This is a genomic window from Arcanobacterium hippocoleae (assembly GCF_031456295.1).
Classification (GTDB): domain Bacteria; phylum Actinomycetota; class Actinomycetes; order Actinomycetales; family Actinomycetaceae; genus Arcanobacterium_A; species Arcanobacterium_A hippocoleae.
On record NZ_JAVDUJ010000001.1, the window covers coordinates 1870799 to 1886587 of the forward strand.

Annotated in this window: 14 protein-coding genes and 1 tRNA gene; 10 read left to right on the forward strand and 5 right to left on the reverse strand. The window is 47.9% G+C overall.

Annotated elements, in window-relative coordinates:
- Window positions 1-70: 70 nt before the first annotated feature.
- Entirely contained in the window at window positions 71-1288 is a 1218-nt protein-coding gene (locus J2S36_RS07815; RefSeq protein WP_309957169.1) for a pyridoxal phosphate-dependent aminotransferase, read from the reverse strand.
- A 292-nt stretch (window positions 1289-1580) separates the two neighbouring features.
- Here J2S36_RS07815 and J2S36_RS07820 point away from each other — a divergent pair.
- From J2S36_RS07820 to rplL, 8 genes are all read left to right on the forward strand, one after another.
- Window positions 1581-1653, forward strand: a tRNA-Trp gene (locus J2S36_RS07820).
- Window positions 1654-1706: 53 nt separating this feature from the next.
- Window positions 1707-1922: a preprotein translocase subunit SecE gene (gene secE / locus J2S36_RS07825; RefSeq protein ID WP_309957171.1), complete on the forward strand. Its 216-nt coding sequence runs from the start codon at window positions 1707-1709 to the stop codon at window positions 1920-1922.
- Window positions 1923-2104: 182 nt separating this feature from the next.
- Entirely contained in the window at window positions 2105-2881 is a 777-nt protein-coding gene (gene nusG, locus J2S36_RS07830) for a transcription termination/antitermination protein NusG (protein ID WP_309957173.1), read from the forward strand.
- A gap of 97 nt (window positions 2882-2978) precedes the next feature.
- Window positions 2979-3416 (forward strand): 50S ribosomal protein L11, encoded by a 438-nt coding sequence (rplK, locus tag J2S36_RS07835; protein WP_309957175.1) that lies wholly within the window; start codon window positions 2979-2981, stop codon window positions 3414-3416.
- Between the two features lie 89 nt (window positions 3417-3505).
- Window positions 3506-4204: a 50S ribosomal protein L1 gene (gene rplA / locus J2S36_RS07840; RefSeq protein WP_309957177.1), complete on the forward strand. Its 699-nt coding sequence runs from the start codon at window positions 3506-3508 to the stop codon at window positions 4202-4204.
- Between the two features lie 287 nt (window positions 4205-4491).
- Window positions 4492-5115 carry a uridine kinase gene (gene udk, locus J2S36_RS07845; RefSeq protein WP_309957180.1) on the forward strand — a complete coding sequence of 208 codons (624 nt, stop codon included), beginning with the start codon at window positions 4492-4494 and terminating at the stop codon, window positions 5113-5115.
- A gap of 283 nt (window positions 5116-5398) precedes the next feature.
- Window positions 5399-5920 (forward strand): 50S ribosomal protein L10, encoded by a 522-nt coding sequence (gene rplJ, locus J2S36_RS07850; RefSeq protein WP_309957182.1) that lies wholly within the window; start codon window positions 5399-5401, stop codon window positions 5918-5920.
- A 67-nt stretch (window positions 5921-5987) separates the two neighbouring features.
- Window positions 5988-6377 (forward strand): 50S ribosomal protein L7/L12, encoded by a 390-nt coding sequence (gene rplL / locus J2S36_RS07855; protein ID WP_309957183.1) that lies wholly within the window; start codon window positions 5988-5990, stop codon window positions 6375-6377.
- 127 nt (window positions 6378-6504) lie between these two features.
- Here the strand turns inward: rplL and J2S36_RS07860 are convergent, their stop codons facing one another.
- From J2S36_RS07860 to J2S36_RS07870, 3 genes are read right to left on the reverse strand one after another with little or no spacing between them, the layout of a single operon-like run.
- The gene (locus J2S36_RS07860; protein WP_309957185.1) at window positions 6505-7818 is read right to left on the reverse strand and encodes a TRAP transporter large permease; all 1314 of its coding nucleotides are present in this window, start codon (window positions 7816-7818) and stop codon (window positions 6505-6507) included.
- On the reverse strand, window positions 7815-8405 hold the full coding sequence (locus J2S36_RS07865; RefSeq protein ID WP_309957187.1) for a TRAP transporter small permease: 591 nt from the start codon (window positions 8403-8405) through the stop codon (window positions 7815-7817). Before J2S36_RS07865 ends, J2S36_RS07860 begins: the two co-directional genes overlap by 4 nt.
- A complete protein-coding gene (locus J2S36_RS07870) occupies window positions 8405-9448 on the reverse strand; it encodes a TRAP transporter substrate-binding protein (protein ID WP_309957189.1) in 1044 nt (347 codons plus the stop codon). The genes J2S36_RS07865 and J2S36_RS07870 overlap by 1 nt, the downstream gene beginning before the upstream one ends.
- A gap of 242 nt (window positions 9449-9690) precedes the next feature.
- Between J2S36_RS07870 and J2S36_RS07875 the strand changes: the two genes are divergently transcribed.
- The gene (locus tag J2S36_RS07875) at window positions 9691-10596 is read left to right on the forward strand and encodes a DMT family protein (protein WP_309957190.1); all 906 of its coding nucleotides are present in this window, start codon (window positions 9691-9693) and stop codon (window positions 10594-10596) included.
- Between the two features lie 54 nt (window positions 10597-10650).
- Here J2S36_RS07875 and J2S36_RS07880 read toward each other — a convergent pair whose 3' ends face one another.
- On the reverse strand, window positions 10651-11673 hold the full coding sequence (locus J2S36_RS07880) for a glycosyltransferase family 2 protein (protein ID WP_309957192.1): 1023 nt from the start codon (window positions 11671-11673) through the stop codon (window positions 10651-10653).
- A 614-nt stretch (window positions 11674-12287) separates the two neighbouring features.
- On the opposite strand from J2S36_RS07880, the gene rpoB reads away from it, so the two are divergent.
- Complete coding sequence (rpoB, locus tag J2S36_RS07885; RefSeq protein ID WP_374717336.1) at window positions 12288-15758, forward strand: DNA-directed RNA polymerase subunit beta; 3471 nt, start codon at window positions 12288-12290, stop codon at window positions 15756-15758.
- Window positions 15759-15789 lie beyond the last annotated feature (31 nt).

Below are 15789 nucleotides of genomic sequence, written 5' to 3' on the forward strand. Positions count from 1 at the left end.
AGCAAAATCTCGCACGAAGTCAGTTTTGGAAATTCCTAGCTTTGCAGTGAGATTGCTCAGAAAACAAAATTCACACTTCGGCGAAAAGTTTTTGCAACCGAGTAATTCCCTCTGTGAGTGCTGCATCTGAAAGCGAGTAAGAGAAACGGAGATATCCGGGAGCGCCGAATGCTTCACCTGGAACTACTGCAACTTCAGCTTCTTCCAGAATAATTACGGCAAGCTCGGAAGTGGTGTTTGCAATACGTCCGTTGATTTCTTTTCCGAGCAGCTTTTCCACATTTGGGAAAACATAGAAAGCACCATTTGGTTCTGGTACTTCAAAGCCGTCTATCTCGCGCAGCATTTCTACCATCTTTTTCCGGCGGCGGTTGAATGCTTGCTTCATCTCGGTAACAACGTCCTGATCACCAGCAAGCGCTGCCAGAGCTGCACGCTGGGAAATATTTGCAACATTCGAGGTCAAATGCGATTGGAAATTTGCCGCCTGCTTCATCACATCAGCAGGACCATACATCCAGCCCACACGCCAGCCCGTCATTGCATATGTTTTGGCAACACCATTAACGATGATCGTTTGATCTTTTAGCTGTGGTACTTCACGCAAAATATATGCCACTTCACCGTCATAAACCAGATGCTCATAAATCTCATCTGAAATAATCCAAATACCGTGCTTGAGCGCCCACTCACCGATTGCACGAATTTCTTCGGCAGTATATACCGCGCCAGTTGGATTAGACGGCGAACACAGCAGCAACACTTTTGTATTTTCAGTAAGCGCTGCATCAAGCTGCGCGATCGTTACCTTATACTCTTGATCAGCACCAGCAAAAACTTCAATTGGGTTGCCACCGCAAAGGCGAATTGCTTCAGGATATGTAGTCCAATAAGGAGCAGGGAGGATCACATCATCTCCCTCAGACACCAGCGCTGCAAAGGCCTGGAAGACTGCCTGCTTGCCACCGTTAGTGACGATAATCTGCGCAGGATCGATAGCTACGCCAGAATCACGCAGAGTTTTCTCTGCAATTACTTTTCGCAGCTCAGGCAAACCGGCAGCAGGGGTGTATTTATGATTTCGCGGATCTTCAACAGCGGCTAAAGCAGCTTTTACGATCGGTGCTGGGGTAGGGAAATCAGGCTCGCCTGCAGCGAAACCGATCACTGACTTACCAGCAGCTTTCAGTGCCTTTGCTTTGGCGTCTACAGCCAGAGTGGCAGATTCTTGTAATGCGCCGAGGCGTATAGAGGCTCGGCTTTTCGGTGTTTGATAGTTAGTAGTCATACCCACAATATTTCCATATTTGTGGGGAGAATTGTAGGCAGACAGATAATTCGTTGAATATTGTTTACAGTGTGAGAAAAGATTTTCTGGCGCACGAAAAGTAGAAAAAATTTTCTTTCCAATTGAGATGTTTAGCACTTTACAGCTTCACTTTCGGCATTGCTTTGCGCTTCGCGATTCTTCCGATTAGACTATCAAGAGCTGTGCAATTCACGTAGATTTATGCTTGGTTTTCAGGCATAATATGAACTGCTCGCAAAGTTAAACTGATCTTCATGATTTAGTTTGCAATAGGGTAGTGGCGCAATTGGTAGCGCACCGGTCTCCAAAACCGGCGGTTGTGGGTTCGAGTCCCTCCTGCCCTGCTCTGAAGGCGGCCCACAAGGGCCGTTTTCCATATTAACCGAGAGGAAACGAGTTGAACGAAGTAGCAACGGAGAAGCAAAGCTTCTTTGCTCGCATCATCACTTTTTTCAAGCAGGTTTTAGCGGAATTTAAGAAAGTTCGTCGGCCAAGCTGGGAAGAGCTAGGGAAGATGTTTCTTACCGTCATCACCTTCTTAGTTATTGTGATGGTCTTTGTCGGAATTCTCGATCTCGTCTTTGGGCAGCTGGTGTTCTGGATCTTCGGCTAAACTACGAAGATTTCCGCAGGCTCCCACGAGATTCGTAAATTCCACGATCACTTATTTGGATCAATGAAAATCTCCAAGTATCGCAAATCCAGGCGAGCAAAGCGGCAAGAAATAAATTTGCGCATAAATAACCAGAAGAAAAAGTAATTCAGAAGCTAAACCAGACAGAATAGGGAAGCACAATGGCTGAAGAAACCCAAAGCGAGTTGAATGAAGTGGATGAGCTTGTAGTAGCAGATGAGCTGCAAGCAGAAACTGCGGACGTCCAATCGGAAGCGGAAGTCGTCAATGATGAGGCAACCGAAATTTCGAAAGAGCCAAAAATTGAGATCCCCGAAGATGGCGTTGTTACCGAAGAAATGGTACGTGCAAAGCTGAAGGGTCTGCCAGGGCGTTGGTATGTATTGCATACATACGCTGGTTATGAGAAGCGCGTGAAACAAGATATTGAATCGCGCGTGCATTCCATGAATATGGAAGAATATATTTTCCAGATCGACGTGCCGATGGAAGAAGTAATCGAAGTCAAGAAAGGGCAAAATAAGCTCGTTTCGCGAGTCCGGATTCCAGGATATGCACTGATTCGGATGGATCTTACTGATGATTCATGGCGAGTGGTGCAAGAAACAAACGGCGTGACCGGTTTTGTTGGTAATGGTCGTAATCCAGTGGCCTTGACCTTCGACGAAGCCGTGAAGATGCTCACTCCAACCATTGAGCAGGAAGTTGCGCATGAAGCGATTGCTGCTGGTAAGCCGGTTAAATCGGGTGCTCCGCAGATTGCTGTTGAATTTGAAGTTGGCGAAACAGTGACACTCACCACCGAGCCTTGGGTCGGTTTGCCAGCTACAATTTCTCAAGTTGATGCAGTAAACCAACGGCTTACTGTGCTCATGACACTTGTCGGCCAGGAAACTCCGGTCGATTTGTCCTTCGGGCAAGTAAAGAAGATGGATTGATTTCGCGCCCTCGCGCAAAACAGTCAAATTTCTGAAATGCTCGCAGGAGCCGTCACTTTTGCCATGTGACGGTACGTACAAGAAAAAGGATCAATCAATGCCACCAAAGAAAAAGAAGGTTGCAGGCCTGATCAAGCTACAGATTCAGGCAGGTGCTGCAAATCCAGCTCCACCAGTTGGCCCAGCTTTGGGTCAGCACGGTGTGAACATCATGGAGTTCTGCACCGCTTATAACCAAGCAACCGAATCAATGCGTGGAAACGTCATCCCAGTTGAGATCACGGTTTACGAAGATCGTTCATTCACCTTCGTGACCAAGACCCCACCAGCAGCAGATTTACTGAAGAAGGCTGCAGGTATCAAGAAGGGATCTCCAGTTCCACAATCCCAGAAGGTTGGGCACATCAGTGCTGAACAGCTACGTGAAATCGCGAAGCTGAAGGAACCAGATCTGAACGCAAATGACCTCGACAACGCAGCTCGCATTATTGCCGGTACTGCTCGCTCGATGGGTCTTACCACCGACGCAATCTAAGAATTTCCAATACTCACCGAAGTGTTGGCGTGGTAGAGCCCGGAGCTGGCTCGTTTACCACTGCTGCTAAATTTAAGGAGAAAAGCAGAATGGCAAAGCGCTCAAAGAATTACCGCAAGGCAGCTGAGTTGATTCAAGATGGGGCACTATACTCCGTCGAAGAAGCAGTTGATCTTGCAATCAAGACTTCCGTTACGAAGTTTCCATCCACGGTCGAAGCTGTGTTCCGCCTAGGCGTAGATCCGCGCAAGGCAGACCAGATGGTGCGTGGTACTGTTTCGCTGCCACACGGCACCGGTAAGACCGCCCGCGTGATCGTATTTGCAACCGGCGAACGTGCACAGGCTGCACTCGAAGCTGGCGCAGATGTAGTTGGCGATGATGACCTCATTGAGAAGGTTGCAAGCGGCTGGACAGATTTCGATTCAGCAGTTGCTACTCCAGATATGATGGGTAAAGTTGGTCGTCTTGGACGCGTGCTTGGTCCACGTGGTTTAATGCCAAATCCAAAGACCGGCACCGTTACGATGGATACTGCAAAAGCAGTTACCGATATTAAAGGCGGACGTATCGAATTCCGTGTCGATAAGCATGGAAACCTCCCAATCATTTTGGGTAACACCGAATTTGCTCCAGAGAAACTTGCGGAGAATTTCAAGGCAGCATTTGCAGAAATTCTTCGTTTGAAGCCTTCAGCATCAAAGGGTCGCTACATTTTGAAAGGGACAATGGCAACCACGATGGGGCCAGGTATCCCACTTGATGTGGCTAAGCTTGTGCGCTCATAATCAATACGCAAATTTAGTGCAGACTAAAATCAAAGTGAGCACTTCAGTCTGATTTTTGATTTTAGAATGTGATAATTACAAAGAGGGTGTCTGTAAGTTCTGATTCTTACAGACACCCTCTTTGTATTGCCGCTTTCGCAGCTCTGATTTGGATGCGAAGCAGCGTCATAATAGCGAGTTTTCGCCTGCAAGATGTTTTCCGTTAAGGTGGAAGCGAAAAAGCCAGCTTGGCAAAAATCTGAAGTAACACACTGATAGATGAAGATTTAATGTTTCAGGAGATATCGATGCGTCCTTTGATAATTGGTATTGCCGGTGGTACCGGAAGTGGAAAGAGCACGCTTACGAACGCCTTAAAAACGCATTTTGGGCAGCAGGCTGCTGTTGTTTATCACGATAATTACTATCGGGCGCAAGATGATCTGAGCTATGAAGAGCGCACTAAAATTAACTATGATGCACCGGATGCTTTCGATAATGATCTCTTGATTACTGATTTACGCCTGCTGATTGCAGGAACGCCAATCATGTGCCCGGTATACGATTTTGCGCGGCATACTCGCTCTGATGAACGTCAGGAAGTGTTGCCGGCCCCGGTTATTTTGGTGGAGGGAATTTTGATTTTCACCCAGCCACAGCTATGCGATCTTTTTGATTTGAAACTTTTTGTTGATACGGATGCCGATGTGCGAATTTTGCGGCGGATGAGCCGCGACGTAGCTGAGCGGGGGCGCACAATTGAATCGGTACAAGCGCAATATCTTGCTACCGTCAAACCAATGCATGAAATGTATGTTGAGCCATCGAAAAAATTAGCTGATGTGATCATTCCTGAAGGCGGGCAAAATCAGGCAGCATTGCAGATGATCACGCATCATATTGCCACCATGATCGCGCGTCGGATCAGTTGAAATTACGCAGAGAAGTTTTCGTGATCCAGCGCTGATCAAAATTTTTTCGTGGCATCTCTCACGATGAGGTGTCTTTTCTTGCACGCATTAGATTACTTCGATATCCTGAACATTGCCTAAGACCGCAGGTCACCCGTTGCCAAACGGGGTGAAGTTCAAAAGAAGCCAGCGCAGGTACGATTCAAATTTTCGCAGAATATTTCTGCGTAATTCCCTCGTGCTTTGCGCCGAGGGTATTTTTATGTCTTCACAAATCTGCGGCAAAGATTTGGAAGGAGGTCCCATGGCACGGACCGACAAGTCTGCAGCGATCGCAGAGCTTACGGAAGATTTCCGCAACTCTACGGCCGTTCTCGTAACTGAGTACCGCGGATTGACTGTTGCACAGATGAAGAACCTTCGTCGTGCAATGGGCACAGAAGCAAAATACTCCGTTGCAAAGAACACGCTTGCACGGATCGCAGCTCATGAAGCTGGTATTGAAGGCCTCGATGAGGTTCTCACCGGCCCAACTGCGCTTGCATTCGTAACTGGCGATATTGCTACTGCTGCGAAAGCGATCAAAGAATTTTCCAAAGAGCACGAAGCCCTGGTAGTTAAGGGCGGTGTACTTGAAGGTGCATTCCTTGATGCTGGCGAAGTTGGCAAGCTTGCTGATCTCGAATCCCGTGAAGTGCTTTTGGCCAAGACTGCGGGAGCTCTCAAAGCTTCGCTTTACAAGGCTGCATACGTCTTTACCGCTCCGCTCGTAAAGACGGTGCGTACAGTAGACGCCCTGCGCGAGAAGCAGGAATCTGCCGCCTAAACGGGTGTGTAGAAAACATAAATTAAGAAAAAATTGCCTCGCGTAGGCACAGGAAGGAAGGCCAATCATGGCTAAGCTTACCGCTGAAGAGCTCATCGAAGCTTTCAAGGAGCTCACCCTCGTAGAACTCAACGACTTCGTAAAGAAGTTCGAAGAAGAATTTGAAGTTGAAGCTGCTGCTCCAGTTGCTGCTGTTGCTGTTGCTCCAGCTGCTGGTGGCGAAGCTGCTGCAGCTGAAGAAAAGGACGAATTCGACGTTGTAATCGAATCCGCTGGCGATAAGAAGATCCAGGTTATCAAGGTTGTTCGTGAACTTGATTCCAGCCTCGGTCTGAAGGAAGCTAAGGAACTCGTTGAAGCAGCTCCAAAGGCAATCTTCGAAGGCGTAAACAAGGAAACTGCTGAAGCTGCTAAGGAAAAGCTCGAAGCTGCTGGCGCAACCGTGACCCTGAAGTAATTCTGGCGGTGTGAAACCGCAAATCAGATACTTCACTCGGATAAACGAGAATATAGTTTTGGTGGCTCTAAGCGATTTAGTTTAGAGCCACCAAAACTATATTTGGATGAATTCCGCTTGCGCTACATTAAATCAAACCAGCGATCGTCGGCAGCCAGAGTGAAATCGCAGGTACAAACACTACGATAAATAGCATCAAGATAATGCCGACCAAGAACTGCCAGAGTTTACTTGTAACTGGTTCAATCCGTAGCCCAGCCACTTTTGCGCCAACGAAAAGTACATTTCCTACCGGTGGAGTAATCACACCGACGGAAAGATTCATCACGATCATCGCACCAAAGTGCACCGGATGTACTCCAAGCTCGGTGACAATCGGGAGGAAAATCGGCACGAAAATTAAAATCGCTGGCGTAGGATCCATAAATGTTCCGACAATCAGCATGATCAACATGATGATGATCAAAATACCGGTTTTTGAATCAGTGATCCCGAGCAGGCCGTTGGCAATTAGATCAGGGATCCGGGCAAAAGCCATCACCCATGAAAGCCCTGAGGAGACTGCAACTAGGAACATCACCACTGCCGTCGTCTTTGTAGCGTTTAATAAAATCCCAGGCAAATCAGAGAGCTTCAATGTGCGGTAGGCAAAGCTCAGTACGAGACAATAAATCACCGCAATTGCTGAAGATTCAGTCGCTGTGAAAAAACCACCCAAAATACCACCAATTACGATGATGATCATCAACAGTGATGGCACGGCACGCCATAAGGTCGCCAATATTATTTTCATCGAGGGGCGCTCAGTGATCTGTACGACGTTCTTTTTCTCGTAACGATAGTACAAATAAAGTGCTACTGCGATACACGCGATTACCCACAGTAGGCCAGGTCCAACGCCTGCCATGAAGAGTGCAGAAATTGACGTTGAAGAAACGAGCGAATACACGATGAAGGTGTTCGACGGCGGAATAAGCATCCCAGAAGGGGCAGATGCGACATTTACAGCCGCTGTATATGAACGCGAATATCCGTCTTTTACCATGCGGGGATTCATGATCGTGCCGATGGCTGATGCAGCCGCAACAGCTGCGCCTGAGACTGCGCCAAACATCGCATTTGCCACGATATTCGTTTGTGCCATTGAAGCTGGAGTTTTGCCAACTAAAACTTTTGCAGCATCAATGAGCCTACTTGCGATTCCACCCTGATTCATCAGCACTCCAGCCAGAATGAAGAAAGGAATCGCTAGAAGCGTAAAAGAATTAACGCCGGTAAACATTCGTTGCGCAATCGACATTGCCGCTACGTCTGGAGCCATCACAGCCATTGCTGCAATTGCTGTTGGCAACCCAATCGCAATTGCAATCGGTACTGAGGATGCAATCAGTACGATGATGCCAATAAGAAGAATTAAACCTGCAACAGTGGTTGGGGTCATCGGACTGATCCTTTCTGCACATCCTGAGTTGAAGCGGGAGCAATCGCTCCGGTTTTTTCAGTTGCGATAGCTACATCATTTGCAATATTTTCTGCAGCATCCGGAATTGGATAATTTGTTTCTTTTCCAGTAGCGATTTCAATCAAGTGGTATATGGCGTATAACGCAATTGCGACACCAGAAATCGGAATCACAAGATAAGCAGAACCGATAGTCACGGGGAGCGCCGTCAAATTTTGCGACCAAGCATTAATTGCTGCATTCAAACCTCCCCAGATAAAAACCACAATCGCTAAAACGAAGGCGATCAGATGTGTCCAGAGCGCGAGTGCACGTTCTAATTTTGCCGAAAACTTGCGTGCCAAGAATTCAACTGCCATATGCCCGCGTTCGCCATATACGTATGCCAATCCAAGGAATGAAAGCCAAACAAAAAGAATCTTTGCCAGTTCTTCCGACCAGGTGACTGGGGAATTGAGGATGAGGCGTGAGAATACTTGCCATGTCGTTGTGAATACCAGCAGCGAGAAAAGGATGATACACAAAAAACCGAGAACCCGGTCTGTGGCTTGGAATATTTTCTGCATTATTTCTTTCCTTCCTGTTGATCAGCGTTGCGAATTTCGGTGTAGAGCTGATGCTGATAATCGGTTTGGAGGAACTGATCCACGATCGGGGATAGTGCTTCGCGGAATGCTGCAGAATCGACCGAATTAAATTTTGCGCCGTTTTCTTTCGCGATTTTCACTGATTCTGCAGTGTAATCGATCCACAATTGGGTGTGATAATCCATTGAGTCATACCACGTCTCGTAGAAAAGTTCGCGATCGGCTGCCGGCATCGCAGCAAGCAAATCATGACGCATGATCATATAGTCTAAGCCCACTAAATGATTCGTGAATGAGTAGTATGGTGCCACTTCCATATGTCGTGCGGTGTTGAAGGAAACCTCATTATTTTCGGCTCCGTCAAGCACACCAGCCTGCAAAGCTGAATAAACCTCGCCATAAGAGAGCGGGGTAGCAGATCCGCCCATTAGCTCGATCATCCGAATATGCATATCCGATTCTTGCACGCGGATCTTTTTCCCGTGTAAATCTTGCGGGGTCTGCACTGGCCCATAGGTTGTATAAACATGCCGTGCTCCTTGTGTGTATCCGCCGAGCACTGTGATATTTTCAGTATCTGCAAGCGAAGCAAAAAGATCCCCAACGATATTTTGATCTTGTAATACGCTAATTTGATGTTGGATTGAACTGAACGTAGTGGGCATATTCAGGACGCGGAAATCTTGATTCACATTTTCCAGCTGCGTGCCTGAAACGATTGCCATTTCAATAGCTCCGGACTTGACCATCTGCAATACTTCCTGCTGTGAGCCAAGCTGCTCATTTGGGAATACTTCAACTTTGTAACGTCCGTTTGTTTTCTTGCTAATATCCGCACCGAATTTTTCTAGCGCCTTAAATGAGGGATGCTGCTCAGTTTGGTTTAATGCCACTTTGAAATACGTGACGGTGTCGGCTGCACCGACGCGTTCGAGGTTGATCCCACCAAATCCACTACAACCCGATAATATGAGCGTTGAAATGGCGGCGAAAATGGTGCTAACTCGCCAGGGTTTTTGCATTGAATCTCCTTTATGCTGAACCGTTTTACATCGGCTTTCAGTGCCGGATGTGATTTGGACAGCTGTGTCGTCATTGCCAAATATTAAGAAAAACTTAATGTCATTATCGTAACAGTGGTAATCGAAAATGAAAGAAATGCTTTGCATTTGCGCCCGATTTTTGTGTCAGTATTGCATCAAATAAGCAATATTTATTCGCATTGGTAAATTTTCGCGTAAAATGCTGTTGGACAAACTGTAAAATGGAAGAGGCAGCCTGCAAGATGATTTCACCAAATATTCCTTTAGCTGTAGGCTTGCAGATCGTTGGTTCGTTTTGTTTTGCGCTGGCGGCAAAATATCAGCATGGCTCAATTGCACAAGAACTAGGGGGAAATCCGGAAAAAGCGGCACTCAGCGCTGCTGGTTTGTGGAAGACGGTACGTGAACCGAAGTGGCTTTTGGGCATGTTCCTGCTGAGCACTTCGCTTCTTTGCCAGGTGATTGCGTTGATTTTCGCCCCCGTTTCCATTGTGCAGCCAGTTGGCTTACTCGCTTTCCCGTGGTCTGTACTGATTCAAAATCGCGTCGAAAAAGTAAGATTACGCAAAACTCTCGTGCTTTGGGTGCTCGCAACTGTTTTTGCCACCGGTATTTTTACCGTCATTGTTTCAAAGTTTTCTGATGCTCCTGATCGATTTTCGCTTTTCAGTATTAGCGTGGGAGCTGTAGCTGTCTACTTGTTCAGCGCGACCCTTGGGGTACTTGGTTGGCGCGGAAAAAAGAGTTTGCGCGCATTATTCTGGGGATCTGGGGGAGCGATGCTCTATGGGCTTGAAGCGGCGCTGGCAAAAACTCTCGTCGAATATGCGCAGATTCCTGGTGGTACTAAACTCGCTTCATTCTGGATCGTCTTGATTGCGCTGATTGTGGGAAGCGTGATTGCTGGTTGGATGGTGCAGCAGGGCTATGCGACTGGTAAAGCTGATGTAGTAGTTGCGGCAATGACGATCACTTCTCCAGTTGTGGCAGTGATTTACGGAATTGCGGTACTTGGTGAAGGCACTGGGATTCCGATTGAGTGGGGCCTGGTCATGGTGGTTTGTGGCTTTATTGCACTATCTGGTGTGGTGCAAATTACCCGGTTAAGGAATTTGCCAGCGAACTAAGCATCCGCTGCCTAGTTCGCTGGCAAATCAGCGCTGAGGAGTTACTTTCCAAGCCTAGTTAAATCGGTACAGTTTCTGTGCAATCCGATAAAGGCTGATTGCGAGTTTCTTACCTGCCGGGGTCTTTAAGTTAGCGCCGAATACTAAAGGATTTCGCGCAATTTTTTGCGCCATTTTCTCGTCGTGAGCGAATATATCGCGCCACATTTGCGCTTTCAATTCTGCTGCGTCAGCATGTGGGCTGACATTTGCCAGTGAAGATGAGGCAGCTACGATCAACGACAGGAAATGCATCATATATTTGGCTAATTTGGGGCTCTCGATTTCCGCAGGAATGTGGTAATCGCTGATCAGGAGTTTGGTTACCCGCATCTGCTGATCTAACCGACCAACCATCACCGATTCATTTACTGATTGATCTTCGCGCCCGATGAAATACCGATATAGATCTACCGGTAAGTAGAAAAGACTTTTTACGTGCGGGAGCGTGTGGAAAACGTAGATATTGTCAACATAGAACGTATGCTTTGGCAGCTCCAGACCAGAATCGCGTAAGACTTTGGTGCGGAATGTTGCTGAGTGCATCAAAATATGTTGCCCAATCGAGAATCTGCCAATCCCTTGCCAGTCAATTAATCGGTTGGTCGGGAGAGCGCCACGATAACGGATCACTTTCTGGGAACCGCTCGCTACATGCTCATAGACATAGTTAGTAATGACCAAATCGACATTCTGTTCGTTTTGAATGAAATTGCGCAATTTTGAGAGCAATACATCGCGTGCATGGGTATCAAGCCAGTCGTCAGAATCAACAACCTTGAAGTAGATCCCACTGGCTGCTCGCAAGCCAGCCATTACCGCCCCGCCGTGCCCCGCGTTCTCCTGGTGGACTACACGAATAATATCGGGATAGCGGGCAGCCCATGCGTCAGCCTTTTCGGCTGTATTATCTTTCGTTGAACCATCATTGACAATGATGACTTCGATATCTGGTCCGCCTAAAAGAGATTTGATACATGCGTCCATATAAGCCGCTGAGTTATAACACGGCACCACGAAGGAAATGATTTTCTTCATTATGTATATATTCTTTTCTCTCACTCTGGTTGTTTACCGCTTTACAGGAATTTCTCGCATTTGAGAGCGTCAATTGCAGCAGCAACATTTTTAGTCTATTTCCATGTTACGGGACGCTTTGTCGATTCTGCTATTAGCAATCATAATTATTTGGATTTTGTTTTGCAGTGATTTTTCATTTGCATTTCGGCTAATTCTTGGATCAATTCGGTGTTGTAAAGGATTGAAAGCCACAACCGGGAAATCACCGAGGTTTTGCCGATGTGTGAGCGCATGCTAAAGTGTTAGCGATTGTAAATATTTTCGTATATCGATGAAGCTGTAGCTCACACACCAGCTGCAAATCTTCGAGGGTTACGAAAATCATAGGTGTCGTGACCTCTTCCACAGCGGTTGGGGCTGGATTTGTTTACCCTATTTCGATAAAGTTGAGATTTGTGCAGTGTCTGCACGTGATTATCGTTCGTTAAATTTCTTCCAGTTGAATACTGATTTCATTTTCCGCTCTGCAGCAGATCGTGTAAACAGCATTGACGGGGTGGAGATATGCGATGTGGTAATTACTAAAGACGCTGAAAATTTAAGCCTTACCGGACCCAGGGAAGGAACATCCTTTGGCTGCTTCGAGCACCTCTATATACGATAAGCTGACCGTAAAAGACGGCAAGCTAGTGCCAGATCGCGTTTCATTCGCGAAACTTACCGAGCCACTGGCAGTGCCAGATTTGCTCGCACTCCAGACTGCCTCGTATGGCTGGCTGATCGGCTCTGATGAATGGCGAGCCGAGCACCCCGGCGAGAAATCGGGTTTGGAAGAGATTTTTGACGAAGTCTCTCCGATTGAAAATACTGCGCGCACAATGGGCTTAGTGCTCTCAAATCCGCACTTAGAAGAAGAGAAAGCGACAATCGCTGAATGTCGTGATAAAGACATGACCTACTCCGCTGCGCTATATGTGACGGCAGAGTTCCAGAATTACGAGACTGGTGAAATCAAATCACAAACCACCTTCATCGGCGATTTCCCGATTATGACTCCACAAGGTACCTTCATTGTGAACGGCACCGAACGTGTGGTCGTCTCGCAGCTTGTGCGTTCCCCAGGTGTATATTTTGAGCGTGCTGTAGATAAGGGTACCGATAAGCTGATCTATTCCACAAAGATCATTCCATCTCGCGGTGCATGGCTGGAATTTGAGATCGATAAGAAAGACGTCGTCGGTGTGCGGATCGATCGCAAGCGGAAGCAATCCGTCACAATCTTCTTGAAGGCTTTGGGAATGACGGAATCCGAAATTCGCGAAACTTTCAAAGAATATCCAGTGCTGATCGAGACGCTTGAAAAAGATACGATCGACACGCAAGAAGGCGCGCTGCAAGATCTTTACCGCAAGCTACGCCCAGGCGAACCGCCGACAGCTGAAGCTGGTCGGAACTTGTTGAAGAATTTCTACTTCAATAATAAGCGCTATGATTTGACGAAGGTCGGGCGCTATAAGATCAACAAGAAGCTTGGCTTGGAAATTGAATCATCGAAACGGCAGTTGCTGCTTGATGATATTATCGCGACACTGCGCTACCTCCTGGCATTACATGCTGGCGAAGCGAAGTTGGTAAACGTCGAAGGCGGTCGTGAGGTCGTGCTGGAAACTGACGATATCGATCATTTCGGCAATCGTCGGATCCGCGCTGTAGGCGAATTGATCCAAAATCAGGTGCGTACTGGTCTTTCCCGGCTTGATCGGATGGTCCGCGAGCGTATGACGACTCAGGAAGCAGAAGCGATCACTCCGTCATCTTTGATCAATATCCGTCCGATCGTGGCGGCAATCAAAGAATTTTTCGGTACCTCGCAGCTTTCACAGTTCATGGATCAAAATAATCCGCTTGCCGGTTTGACTCACCGGCGACGTCTCTCAGCGCTTGGTCCGGGTGGTCTTTCTCGTGATCGCGCTTCGATGGAAGTGCGAGACGTGCACCCATCGCACTATGGGCGGATGTGTCCAATTGAAACTCCAGAAGGTCCAAACATTGGTTTGATTGGTTCTTTGGCGTCCTTCGGTCGTGTGAATTCCTTCGGTTTTATCGAAACTCCATACCGTAAGGTTGTCGATGGGCGTGTTACTGACGAAGTAGATTATCTCGATGCTGCCGATGAAGATCGTTATGCGGTGGCGCAGGCTTCGGCAAAAGTAGACGAAAATGGATACTTTATTGACGACGAAGTGCTTGTGCGCCTGCCCGGTGGCGAGCCAGCCCTCGTGCCGCCAGCAGAAGTTGGCTATATGGATGTGTCTGCACGTCAGATGTGTTCTGTTGGTACGGCAATGATCCCATTCCTGGAACACGACGATGCAAACCGCGCTTTGATGGGTGCGAATATGCAGCGCCAGGCTGTGCCGCTGATTCGTCCGGTTGCGCCACTTGTTGGTACTGGAATGGAAGCGCGCGTAGCAATTGATGGTCGTGATGCCACGGTAGCTGAAGCACCTGGTGTGGTTGTTGAAGTAAGTGCCGATGCAGTGCTCGTGGAGCAAGATAATGGTGTGCGCAAGCTCTATAAGCTGACCAAATTTGAACGCTCTAACCCGGGAAATTGTACGAATCAGCGCGTTGCCGTCGCAGAAGGCGACCGCGTCGAAACTGGTTCGTTGATTGCTGACGGTCCGGCTACCTCCGGAGGCGAATTGGCGCTCGGTCAGAATCTACTTGTGGCGTTTATGGCATGGAATGGTTATAACTACGAAGATGCAATCATTTTGTCTGAGCGTTGCCAGTCCGAAGATATTCTCACTTCGATCCATATTGAAGAGCATGAAGTAGATGCTCGGGATACGAAGCTCGGGCCAGAAGAGATTACGCGTGATATCCCGAATGTATCTGAAGATACGCTTTCGCATCTTGATGAGCGTGGCATTATTCGGATCGGCGCGGAAGTAAATGCAGGCGATATTCTCGTTGGCAAGATCACTCCGAAGGGCGAAACTGAGCTGACCAGCGAAGAGCGTTTGTTGCGTGCAATCTTTGGCGAAAAAGCAAAGGAAGTGCGTGATACCTCATTGCGTGTGCCGCACGGTGAATCCGGCATTGTGATTGGTGTGAAGGAATTCAATTCGGATAATCACGATGAATTGGCTGCCGATGTCCGCCAGACGGTACGTGTCTACATTGCACAGCGCCGCAAGATCACGATTGGCGATAAGATGGCTGGCCGTCACGGTAATAAGGGCGTGATTTCACGAATCCTGCCAATTGAAGATATGCCATTCATGGAAGACGGAACGCCAGTGGATATCGTCTTGAATCCGCTTGGTGTGCCAAGCCGAATGAATCTCGGGCAGGTCTTTGAACTTCACTTAGGTTGGATTGCAGCTCAGGGCTGGGACGCAACTGAAGCTCGGAAGAATGGCGAAGCCTGGGCACAGCGCTTGCCGGAGAATGCGGTGAAGACTGATGGACGCCAGAATGTAGCAACTCCAGTGTTTGACGGCGTGCTCTCTGATGAGCTGAACGGGCTGCTTGGTTGTACTTTGCCAAATCGCGATGGTGATCATATGGTGAATGGTGCAGGAAAGGCGCGTCTCTTTGACGGGCGTACCGGCGAGCCATTCCCAGAGCCAGTTTCGGTGGGCTATATGTACATGCTGAAGCTCCATCACTTGGTAGATGATAAGATTCACGCCCGCTCTACCGGCCCATACTCGATGGTCACCCAGCAGCCACTTGGTGGTAAAGCACAATTCGGTGGTCAGCGATTTGGTGAAATGGAAGTTTGGGCGCTGGAAGCTTATGGTGCTGCGCATACACTCCAAGAGATGCTGACGATCAAGTCTGACGATACTGTCGGTCGCGTAAAAGTCTATGAAGCGATTGTGAAGGGCGATAACGTCCCAGAGCCAGGGATCCCAGAATCATTCAAGGTCTTGATGCAGGAAATGCGTTCACTGTGCCTGAATGTGGAAGCTCTTGATGCTGCAGGTAACTCGATCAACTTGCAAGACACTGATGAAGATGCGTTTAAGGCTCCGCAGTCTGTAGGAGTTCAGACGGGTCTTGAAGATCTTCAGACAGGCGCGGATTTCTAAAACCGCGTGCACAGTTTGCCAGACGGCCAAA

Coding starts and splice junctions, on each gene's coding strand:
- J2S36_RS07815 (WP_309957169.1), bottom strand. CDS start 1,288: ATGACTACTAACTATCAAACACCGAAAAGCCGAGCCTCTATACGCCTC.
- nusG (WP_309957173.1), top strand. CDS start 2,105: ATGGCTGAAGAAACCCAAAGCGAGTTGAATGAAGTGGATGAGCTTGTA.
- rplK (WP_309957175.1), top strand. CDS start 2,979: ATGCCACCAAAGAAAAAGAAGGTTGCAGGCCTGATCAAGCTACAGATT.
- rplA (WP_309957177.1), top strand. CDS start 3,506: ATGGCAAAGCGCTCAAAGAATTACCGCAAGGCAGCTGAGTTGATTCAA.
- udk (WP_309957180.1), top strand. CDS start 4,492: ATGCGTCCTTTGATAATTGGTATTGCCGGTGGTACCGGAAGTGGAAAG.
- rplJ (WP_309957182.1), top strand. CDS start 5,399: ATGGCACGGACCGACAAGTCTGCAGCGATCGCAGAGCTTACGGAAGAT.
- rplL (WP_309957183.1), top strand. CDS start 5,988: ATGGCTAAGCTTACCGCTGAAGAGCTCATCGAAGCTTTCAAGGAGCTC.
- J2S36_RS07860 (WP_309957185.1), bottom strand. CDS start 7,818: ATGACCCCAACCACTGTTGCAGGTTTAATTCTTCTTATTGGCATCATC.
- J2S36_RS07865 (WP_309957187.1), bottom strand. CDS start 8,405: ATGCAGAAAATATTCCAAGCCACAGACCGGGTTCTCGGTTTTTTGTGT.
- J2S36_RS07870 (WP_309957189.1), bottom strand. CDS start 9,448: ATGCAAAAACCCTGGCGAGTTAGCACCATTTTCGCCGCCATTTCAACG.
- J2S36_RS07875 (WP_309957190.1), top strand. CDS start 9,691: ATGGAAGAGGCAGCCTGCAAGATGATTTCACCAAATATTCCTTTAGCT.
- J2S36_RS07880 (WP_309957192.1), bottom strand. CDS start 11,673: ATGAAGAAAATCATTTCCTTCGTGGTGCCGTGTTATAACTCAGCGGCT.